The organism is Hoylesella timonensis 4401737 = DSM 22865 = JCM 15640, from assembly GCF_000455445.1.
Taxonomy (GTDB): Bacteria; Bacteroidota; Bacteroidia; order Bacteroidales; family Bacteroidaceae; genus Prevotella; species Prevotella timonensis.
Window position 1 is genome coordinate 32,966 of record NZ_HG417104.1, and the last position, 11,232, is coordinate 44,197.

Below are 11,232 nucleotides of genomic sequence, written 5' to 3' on the forward strand. Positions count from 1 at the left end.
GGTTAATACTAAATACATAGTCAACACTGGCATCAAGATACGTGTAATACTTATTGATATCTTGTATAGAAATCTTTTTTCGCTCCCCTATAGGCTTTGTAAACGATAAGATTTCGCTTGGGTCATAACTTGACAAAATATCAGCAATAATACACGCATCTTTATATATGACCTCGGGATATTTTAGAATTATTCCATAATCAATCAGGCTATAAGATTGATCTAAAAATATCTTTTGATATTTGATATCATCTGCGGACAATTTAACCAATCTACCTCGTTTATTATACACCCCGATTTTTTTTTCGTTTAGAAATAAACTTCTCTCTACCTTACAACCATTGCTTAAAATTTTTACAACAGTTTGTGATTTCAATTCTAAACTATTTAGAATTGAAATCACAGAAAGTATCAATATAGCACAAAATCTCATTATTAATCTTTTATTTAGTTTCTTTCCAAAAAATAGTTCTTCCGTATACAGCTGTTGATTTTAATCTTGTTTTTCCAGCATTCATATTACGTTTTTTCTCACCACCAAGATACATTGGAGCAACGCGAGTTTGAGGTGCTTTAAAAGATTTTCCAACATTTTTCTTCCATTTCGCATAATGTTCATTGGAGATTTTCCATCCCATAGTGTTCATATGAATTTCGAAACGTCCAGTACTTCTACGCGTGTCATCTAAAGAGAATTGGGCTTGTTCTGCACCATCCCACATAGTTGCTCCATTGCTGTAATCTCTGCCGCCCAACAATGCATTAATTTCTGCTGCTATTGCTGTTCGCATAAGAGGTAATTCATTTCTTTGATTTTCATCTTTTTTACGAAAGTCTTTAGCAGGATCCGAATTTACACCATAAGCTTTGGAGTTTCTCTGATGTACACTTGCAATTGCATACATTTCTTTCATCATTTCATCACTCGGCTCGTCTGTTTTATTTCGAACGAGGTATGCACTACTCTCCCCATAGACGGCAGATGCTTGCCGGACAAACTTATCGTAAGATATACCTAACAATTTTGCATCTTTTGCATCATTAACTAATCCTCTTTTTGACTTAGTAACACTTTGAGCTGAATAAACCTTTTTATCATTCATCCCATCCGAACCTAACCATACTCCCTTTTCATTAAAGTAATCTCCCATTCCATCTGGATCGATTAAAATAAGGGGATTGTTATGACAGAATCCATATGTTGTGATAATGGGACTCTCTTCCTCTAAAGGATCGGTGCTTATCCACAGACTCAACCTCGGTTCATAGTATCTTGCACCATAGTAGTACATACCTGTTTCCTCGTCAAACTCCTTGGCATTGAAGAGGTACGGCGTGTTCCACGTATTGTTGCGTTCTTCTATGAATACTTCTCCAAATGGAACGTATTCGATATGCTGCGATACTTCGCCGTCAAGGTTGGTGATGTAGCTACTGCTGCCCAAATGGTCAGGATGGTAGTAGAACTGCATCTTTTCATAATTATCCTTATCGTGGAAATTATCGTTTGCAGCCCTTGTGCGTGCCATTGCCCTTGCCTGTGCCGCCTCCAACGTGCCGTCGTTGCAGCAGAAGCCCTGACCGTTTACATAATCGTCATTGTCCTGACCTGTATAAGGGAGGTCAAACGTCTTATAGTTGTTCTTGATAGATTGCAGCTGCTGTGCATACTTGTCCTTGTAATTGATGGTCAAGCCATCTGCCTCATTGCCTGCATAAGGAATGCGTCTTGGGTCTGCACCATAACTTGCAAGGTCGCCAAGCTTGCTGACAATACGCTGCGAGCCAACATAGATATGCTTGGTGTACTTGCCACCTTGCCCTGCAACGAGATATGGGCTGACATAGAGACTGAACCTTGCCGTACCAGTGTTACCACCAGAGAACTCGGAGTTCACATAGATGGCTTCGTTCTCGCCTGAGGTCTTCACCGTGCGCTCACCATCGGCATCATACTAATAGTTGCTTACAAAACCGTTTTCATCCACTGCCAACAAGCGATTCTCCTCGTCCCAACGATACTTCTGCTCACTTGCCTTGGCGTCTTCCTTGCCGTCTTTCTTTACACGAGAGGTGTTGATATAGATAAGGTTTCCGTTGAGATCATACTCGTACTTGTGTCCGTTGTTGATATTCGTACTGTCCGTAGGAGTTTCTTCCGTGCGGTAGTTGATATCACGAACATTGTCGAGTTGGAACTTCTTGCCCTCATCACTATTGTATGTGTAGGTGAGGTCATAGCCTGCATTGAGAGTACCGTTGAACTGTACGTTACTTTGCGTGAGGTGCTGCTTCTTGCTTGTGATGCGGTGCATGTTGTCATAGCCCATGGCAAGGGTGTAAGAAGCCGTCTTATTGTCCGTTCCCCTATAAGTACCTATTGCACTTGACAAACGGTACAATGGGTCATAAGTATAACTATGGCTCATCTGTCCGCCTGCCTTGCCGCTCTGCGAGAGTGGAGCATTGTTCTGAATGCCCTTTGCGCTTGCCGATGGGCTACGTCTTTGATTTTACTTCAAATTCTATCATACTCTTTAATTGTTTATGGTTATCACTTATGTAACGATGTTTTTTCTGTTTATTGCTTACGGCTTTTGATACCCATATAAGGGTAATGATGAACACCCTTATAAGGGTATTGCCTGTTACCCTTGTATGGGTAAGTTCAAGCAATCTATATATGGACTAACGGTCTGTTTGCCATATTCTTGCTGTTTTAATGTCATACAGTTATCTATCACTATTGTGACTTGTCGTTTGCGTGCCATATTTGTTGTTCTTTTAATTTTGATAACTTCCAATCTGGAGCTTAAAGTACCCAAAAAATATCTTTGCTCATGTGCTTATGCTGTAATGTCGGAAATAATGCGAAAGCAAAGCGTTAATTCCAGCCTTCACACTTTTCATTTTGTCAGATAGCATTAATAATCAGTACCTTATTTTCACAATACCTAATTTGGGGCATTATCTATTTTCTCTTTGATACCATAATGATAAATTATCCAAGACCTCCTTGTAAATCAACAATCGCAAAAACTTTAACCTTATGTTTGGAACGATAACGGATATTATATTTTATTCTTCTTATACATCGAACTATTTCTGTGTCAATATACTTGCTATTAGTTCTTGTTAAAATCTTAATGTCTATACATCTACCTGTTTGGGTCAGAGTAAATTCTATATAGACCTTTCCTCTCCATTCAAGATCATTATTGGGTATATTTGACCAATTAAATTTATTGTTTATTTCCTTTGATATATCTTTCGATACAAATGGTTTTGCTATATATAACGTATCATTTATGTACACAGCAATACTATCAATGCTACACACAGTAGTAGACAGTTGACTGCAGGAGCAACCGCCTACTACTAGTGAGATAAATAAAAGAAGAATACTTCTCATTGATTACAATTCTTTTCTGATTCCATTTCAGATTTAATTATTTGCTTTTCCAAAGTAGGATTACCATCAGGTCGTCCAGTATTTCCTCCATGTCTTGGATCTAATCCGCTAATTCCAAACAGAGTATGACCATATAGTTCATGTCCAAGTGTTTTAACTTGCTCCAAGGTTGTAGTACCTTTACAACTTATGTATATTTCGACATCATTAGACATGGACATTTGTCCTGCGGGAAAAACATTTGTTAACCTTTTGGGACGTAAAGTTGCACCGAGATTTCCTGTTAATTCATATTCGTCTACAATTCCCTGTTGTATTAAAGTTTCACTGTATTTGGCCTTCATAGATTCATCTCCACTAAAACCCTCCATTAGTTCTCGATATAGATTCTGTCTATTCGGAGCTTCAAAAATCTTAGTCTTTTTTTCATTGTTAACCGATAAAAAATCATATTGTTCTACTAATCCATACAATCGAACAGTGTTATCTGGATCAGCGACAATTTTTTGCAATGACTTTAAATTTTCACTATTAGAAACAGAATGTTTTACACCTTCTGTTAGTATTTTAGAATCTATAAATCCATTTTTATCTCTTACCACATACCCTCGATCTTCAGGTGCTAAGGTATGTAATAAAAGACTCATAGCTTCATTATTAGCAACCCATAATTGTAAGCCATCCAAATCAAAATATTTAATAGGGTTATTTGCTACGAAGCAATAGGAACTTGTCGCCGGATATTTTTCTTCCATCGGATCCGTACTCATCCACAGACTCAATCTCGGCTCATAGTACCTCGCACCATAGTAGTACAACCCCGTCTCCTCATCAAACTCCTTGGCATTGAAGAGGTAAGGGGTATTCCACGTATTGTTGCGTTCTTCAAGGAATACTTCACCGAACGGCACATATTCGATGTGCTGCGATACTTCTCCGTCCAAGTTGGTGATGTAGCTACTGCTGCCCAAGTGGTCGGGATGATAGTAGAACTGCATCTTCTCGTACGCATCCTTGTCATGGAAATTATTATCTACAGCAGCACGTGTGTTGGCATTCATCGCCCTTGCTTGAGAAGCCTCTGGCGTACCATCGTTGCAGCAGAAGCCTTGACCGTTTACATAGTCGTTATTGTCCTTTCCAGAATAAGGCAAGTCAAACGTTTTGTAGTTGTCCTTGATGGATTGTAGTTGCTGACTATATTTTGCCTTGTAGTCTACGGATACACCGTCAGCTTCATCGCCTGCATAAGGAATGCGTCTTGGGTCTGCGCCATAACTTGCCAAGTCGCCAAGTTTGCTGACGATTCTTTGTGACCCAATGTAAATGTGCTTGGTGTACTTGCCACCTTGCCCTGCCACGAGGTATGGGCTGACATAGAGCGAAAAGCGTGCTGTACCAGTATTGCCACCTGAGAACTCGGAGTTCACATAGATGGCTTCGTTCTCACCACTAGTCTTCACCGTGCGCTCACCGTCGGCATCATACCAATAGTTGCTCACAAAGCCATTCTCATCGGCTGCAAGGAGTCGGTTTTCTTCGTCCCACTTGTACTTCTGCTCGGTTGCCTTTTCATCTTCCTTGCCATCATGCTTTACACGGCTGGTGTTGATGTAGACAAGGTTTCCGTTGGCATCATAGGTGTACTTGTGTCCGTTGTTGATGTTCGTGCTGTCCGTCGGGGTTTCTTCCGTGCGGTAGTTGATGTCACGAACACTGGCCAGTTGGAACTTCTTGCCCTCATCATTATTGTATGTGTAGGTGAGGTTATAGCCTGCGTTGAGCGAACCGTTGAACTGTACGTTACTTTGCGTGAGGTGCTGCTTCTTGCTTGTGATGCGGTGCATGTTGTCATAGCCCATGGCAAGGGTGTAAGATGCCGTCTTATTGTCCGCACCTTTGTACGTTCCACTGGCTGTGCTTAGACGATACAGTGGGTCATAAGTATAGCTGTGGCTCATCTGTCCGCCTGCCTTGCCTTTTTCAGGAATTGCCGCTTTATTGACAACCGATAACACATTGCTCATCACGTCATAACCGTAGGCATTGTCCATGATGGTCTTGCCACCTGCATTGACTGCAAGGTTCTGCAGTCTGCGACGCTGTGGGTCATAGGAGTAGAAGGTTTCCGCTCCGTTACAGTATTTGAGATAAGTGCGCTGCTCGAACTTGTCGTAGCCAATCTTGCTGACATAGTCGTAATGGGTAGTTTTATAGCCACTGACCTTCTCTACCTGTCCACCGAGGTTGTAGCCGTAGGTTACCTTCTCCTCATCGGGATAAATCATTTCCAAGAGGCGATTGTGGCTGTCATACTTCCACTGTGTAATGTAGGTTGCCACTGCTTGATTAGGCACAATCAGCGTACGCACAGTTTTCAACACCTCACCCAAATTGCCGTAGTAATACTCGATAGCACCACTGCCGTCCTCGCGTAGCGTCAAACGTCCGATGCGATTGTAAGAAGAGTTGATACCGCCGTAGTGGTACTTCACGTTGTTTTCTGGATGGTCAGGGTAGTTGATAGCCGTCAATCGTCCGTAATCGTACTCATAGTTGATGGTCTTGCCCTCCTTTTTAAGGTTGGCAGTCTGCTTGGTGAGTACATTGCCGAGATTGTCGTAGGTAAAGGTGGTAATACCACTGGCAGGATGGTTCACCTCCGTGCGGCGGTCGCCCATGTCATAGACGGATGTCGTGACGTTGCCCTCGGTATCGGTTACCTTGACGAGGCGGTCGATACCATCATACTCGAAGGAGGTGGTAATCGTTCCGTCGGGTCCGCTGAGTTGCTCGGTCTTCACGGTCTTGCCGCTGCCGTTGGTGTAGGTAGCCTGTTTGCCGCCGAGAGCATCGGTAACGAGTGTCTTGAGGGTGTTGCTGCCCGCATCGGTAGAGTATTCAGTCTTGGTCTCGGTATTATCGGGAAGCGTTACTTTCATGGCACGGTCGAGCACGTCATAAACCGTTACGGTTGGCGACACGTTGTCAAATGCCTTGTTGAAAGCTGTCTTTTTGCCCACTGTTTCGGTCACGGGGTAGTAAGCCTTCGTCACACGACCGAAAGCGTCATAGATATTTCGTCCGCTGACAATCATCACGGTCTCGTCTTTCGGAACACTGCCCTTGGCAGCTGTCGTTACCACACCGTCTTTCTTCACTTGAACGGGACGCCCGAAGCCGTCCACGAAGGTGACGGTCTCCATATCATCGCTTGGGTGCTGTATGTCGTAATGCTTCGTCACTGCGTAAGCAGGCGCTGTGATGCCCTGAGTGCCAAAAGTAGCCTTGGGCTGATAGTCGAAGGCAATGACATAAGGTACGCCTGTTGCCAATTCGTTAGGACCACGAACCGCCTTGATGCGCCCAAGGTTGTCGAGGTCGGTCTCATAGTTGAGTCGGTTGAGGTCTGTACGGCGCAAAGCCATGCCATAGCGGTAGTCGAAGTTGCCAGCTTCGCTGCTGTAGCCGAAGGCATCATCAATGCGGGAGACATACATGTTCATCACCGGTTCGTAGCGGTAGCTGTACCACATGCGCTGCCCCTTGGCATTGGCAGGAAGCGTAGTTTTGGTGATGTTACCGTAACCGTCGTAGGTATAGTCTGAAACGGCAGTACTATTTCCTAACTGTTGACTAATCTGTGTAAGGTGGTTGGCATAGTTCATGTCGTACTTCGCCGATACGTGGTGGTATGTCTTGCCGTCTCCTCCCGTCACGATGACGTCGGTAGGCAGACCGATGATGTGCTTGCCCTCGTTGGAAGCATACTGAATGGCGGTCTGGTAATCGAACGCCCCAGTACCTTCTTCACCCAATGTGCCTTTGTCGCTGAACTTATAGGATTTGAGTTCTCCATGATAACCCGTGAGGTAATACTCGTTCCAAGCTTCAGAGGTGGTGATGCCGCTTGCCTGTCCCTCATACTGCTTATTGGCAGTATAGCGCAGTGGGACAAATGCTGATGCACGGTCGCTGCAGAGTTTCTGCTGCTTGGTAAAGGTGTACTTGTCACCGCTGGCAGTGAGGTAGTAGCCATCGTATACGTTCTTCGTCTCGGTATATTTCTTGCCATTGGCATCCTCCACGGAGGCACTGAGCTGGTTGCCCTGTGTGTAGTAGGTGGACACGTCATAGAGCTGTACAGCCTGACGATAGATGACACTGTCGCCTTTCTCAGTGTCAATATTCTTCGTGATGACCTTACCAAAACCGAGGAACTCTCGCTCGTGGCGGTCCTTCTGACCATTGGAATAAGTGAAGAGAGTCTTCATGAGTGGCCCGTCGTCGTGGATACCATCATCAACGGTCACGGAAGACATCACCCACTTACCACCGGGAAGCCCATAGGTTGGCGCACTGTGCTGATAGTCGAGTGTGAAGGTACCTCCGAGGGAGTTAGTCACACTCTTGAGCATGTTTGTCCTGCCGATGGCAGAGCGAGTAACCTTCAACTCACTTTCCTTGTCTGATTCCAATATGTCGAGATAGCCGTCACCATCTACATCCTGTAGCGAATAGTGCGTACGGTTGATGCTGTGACCGAGTGACCCGTTGGGATTGAGAGTAACCTTAACTGGAATTATTTTCGGTGTAAAGTTCACGGTAAATGCCACGTTGCCAGATTCCGAGGTGGAGGCTGTCTCAGAGAGCGATGAAGCTCCTTTCCATAGGATAGGATCGGCAAATCCATTCCCTAAGTTCAACGAAACCGAAAGTGTGCCATTATTCTTTTTTACCTTATCGGGCAGTCCGTCAGCATTGACGTCCATCAAGTTATACTGCTCACCATTTGTCGTGGTCACGATACTAAGTCCACCAGAAAAACTACTGGAAGCCTTGTCGAAAAACTTGGCCTTCTGCGCAATATCCTTCTCTTTGGAAGATGCTCCTCCACCTAAATTGCGTGAGGTTCCCTCTCCAGTTTGAACGGCATCAATCTGCCAGTCCACAGGGTCTGTAAAGGCATAACCAAGATTTAATCTTACAGTATTATCACTAAGGATTTTGTCTGGGAGCCCATCACCGTTCACATCTGTAAAGCTCTCCTCGCTCCAATCACGATTCTTGGGCTTGCTCATGGAGACGGACAGTCCTCCCAAAGCATCGCTTATGGATTTAATATTTGAGGCGGTTTTCGTCCAGCCTGCGGCTTGGGCTATGGTCATGGACAGGGATACTATTGGAGCACTACCAACACCGACTGCTGACCCCTCATTTTTACTAACGATATTTCCTATCCCTTGTAGCTTTTCTCCGCTGATACCGCCAAGGGTATTGGTATACAGGATAGCTTCGTTTTGGACGATGTCTGGATATCCGTCACCATTCATGTCAATCATCGTTGCCTTGGTAATAGCCTGTCCCGTGCTTTCATTCTTTGTCAGGAAAGAGAAACCCGTTTGGGTCGTAGTGTTCTTACTTACAACTTTTTGGCTGATAGCCAGTGCTCCCGTACCCTGTGCACAATCTGACGTCTCAGTTTCTACAGAAGCCATATTATCAAACGGATTCGTCATCTTCACATCCTGTTCCGTCAAGCGGGCAGCTCCCATACTGTGATCCGTAAGGAATATCTCCTGTCTTTGTCCTATCCACCTGTCAAGTGATGAGGTATTCACGGCAAGCGGTGTGAATACAAGCGTCAAGGGGTCTATCTTCTGATCTTTGTCATGAGGTAGTGTTAATAGAGATTCATCTATCGCAGAGGCATACCTGTCATTTTCAGCCGTATTATATGCGAATCCTCCCCAACCTCTATAGAGAGGGCCAAAACCTTCGTTGTCCAAAAGTGAGTAGACATTGACTGGTATGGTCTGCTGTGCAGTTGGTGTTGCCGAAGAAGAAACCTTCACAGATGCAGTGAGTAACCTGTCCTTCAGGTTGATATCCTCCGAGAAAAATTCCACCCATATAGGCGTGTTACCGATATTTCGAACATCCATCAACAAAGTAGCATCCTCTACCACACTATTATTTACATTTACCAAACGCTTGCTCAAAAGGTGTCCTTCCGTTCTCGCCGTCATGCTCAGAGAACCAGTGTATTCTGTCATTGGAAGAAAGACGAGTTCTGGTTTAACAATCAGCACGCTGTCACTTGGACTAACTTTGTATGGCTCAGCATAAAGAAGGTGGTTGGCATACATCTTTACTCCTGCTCCAGCTTGGAAGGACTGTGTCTCTCCCAAGGAATCTGCATATTGGACGATGGGCTTCCATTGGATGTCTGCCCACTTAAGATTAGAGGTTGAGGACATCTCGAAACGAAACGTCTTATATCCTGCAGAATTAGGAACAGTGAAATTCAAGTTATCATTATACGCCTGATTCCAGCCAAACGTCCGTGAATAAAGTTCACGTCCTGCATCACTCGCATTCTCTTTTACGCCAAAGACTTTTATCGTCAGATCATCTGATGTCAATGGTTTGACGAGCTTTCCTGTTACATTAATTTGGGAAGCGGCATTCTCTGTCTGTGCAGGAGACGAAACCATGTATATAGCACCCTCCTGTGGTTGGTATGTCACAGAAGAAAAACCTTCCGGTGTTGTATAATCCTTTCCTTGATAGGTGATTTTTGGTGACCAATCTACAAGGTCAAACGCACCGTTGCTCATTTTCTCCTTACCAGACTGTACACGGAAATAAATCTTCTCTCCTTTATGAATGTTGATGGAAGAAACTTCAGCTGAGTGGGTGGCAGCATCTCCCTTGGCAATGTCTCTGCTCCACAGTTCCGTGCCACCTTTTTGTATGGAGACTCGAACACCATCAGACTTGGAATATTCCTCTTCATCATAATCCCCCGAGGGTATAACAAGCTGTACGGCTCCATTTATAGAAATATTTCCATCTCTTGGAGCAACCCACACCCTGACCATATCCACCATCGGAGAATTCCTAAGCAGTTCTGCCTGCTCTTCGGGATCAACCTTTCCGACAGAAGTGTCGATATTCTTTGGGTCGTATATAATAGGACTTGGCGTATCTGCACTTTTGAGGGTAAAGATAGGAATGCTATTGCCTGACTTATCAAATACGATATGGTTAAAATAAACTTTACCGTCTGAGACAAGGTCTACCAAGCCGTCTCCGTTGATATCGGAAAGATATTGTGTAATCTTCGTAGTTGTACGTTCATAGTCTCTCCCGAGTGTTGCCACTGCAGGACTAAACCCTACTTTTGCAGATACGCCACCAGAGAATGTGTTGCTAACCGTCTTTGAAAATCCAGAAACACCAACAATGCGTATGCGCTTCCCATAAATAGTCTTGTTGCCTATACGTATCTGTGGACGATAAAATAGAAACGATCCATTACGGAACACCTTGTCAAGCAGTCCGTCTCCGTTAATGTCCACCATCGTAGATAGACCATTGGCCTTATTATAGTTATATCCGAATGTTCCACCTATCGTGTTACTAGAAAATGGACTGTCATCATCAGGCCCTACACCTGCATACAGACCTCCTCCTGCGGACCAAGAGGAGCTTCCGCCTAAGGCTGTAGTAAGATTTGAGAATACATCAAATGGATTAAATGGTGTGATGAAACTGGCATTAAGATTGTCATCCTGCGTGTTCCAAACCTCTTGTTTATTTTTAAATGGTACATACCCTTTGTCGGACTGTACGTCGTCATAGTAGTCGAAGTTCTGATAGGAAACCTCCGCTCCCGCATCATCAAGGTGTTTCACACCTGTAAGGATGTCCTTATGGAAAGCACCTTCTTTGTAAGCAAAGGTGTAGCTTCTGAGTACGGAACCTTGGAAGTTGACTACTATCTTCTCCAACAGCCTGTTGGAAGAGGTGAGGAA

3 protein-coding genes and 1 pseudogene are annotated in these 11,232 nt (G+C 44.3%); all 4 read right to left on the reverse strand.

Features of this window, described 5'->3' with window-relative positions; all coding sequences use genetic code 11:
- The coding region (locus BN35_RS13970) for a hypothetical protein (RefSeq protein ID WP_044071570.1) at positions 1–433 on the reverse strand (433 nt) is incomplete at its 3' end.
- Positions 434–1,151: 718 nt separating this feature from the next.
- Positions 1,152–2,330: pseudogene (locus BN35_RS13345) on the reverse strand (RHS repeat domain-containing protein); the annotation flags it as partial.
- Between the two features lie 671 nt (positions 2,331–3,001).
- Complete coding sequence (locus BN35_RS12160; RefSeq protein WP_025073133.1) at positions 3,002–3,412, reverse strand: energy transducer TonB; 411 nt, start codon at positions 3,410–3,412, stop codon at positions 3,002–3,004.
- Complete coding sequence (locus BN35_RS14230) at positions 3,409–11,208, reverse strand: toxin TcdB middle/N-terminal domain-containing protein (RefSeq protein WP_052328486.1); 7,800 nt, start codon at positions 11,206–11,208, stop codon at positions 3,409–3,411. Before BN35_RS14230 ends, BN35_RS12160 begins: the two co-directional genes overlap by 4 nt.
- Positions 11,209–11,232 lie beyond the last annotated feature (24 nt).

Excerpts from the sequence above, each read along its gene's own strand:
- BN35_RS12160 (WP_025073133.1), bottom strand. The coding sequence starts at position 3,412 with ATGAGAAGTATTCTTCTTTTATTTATCTCACTAGTAGTAGGCGGTTGC.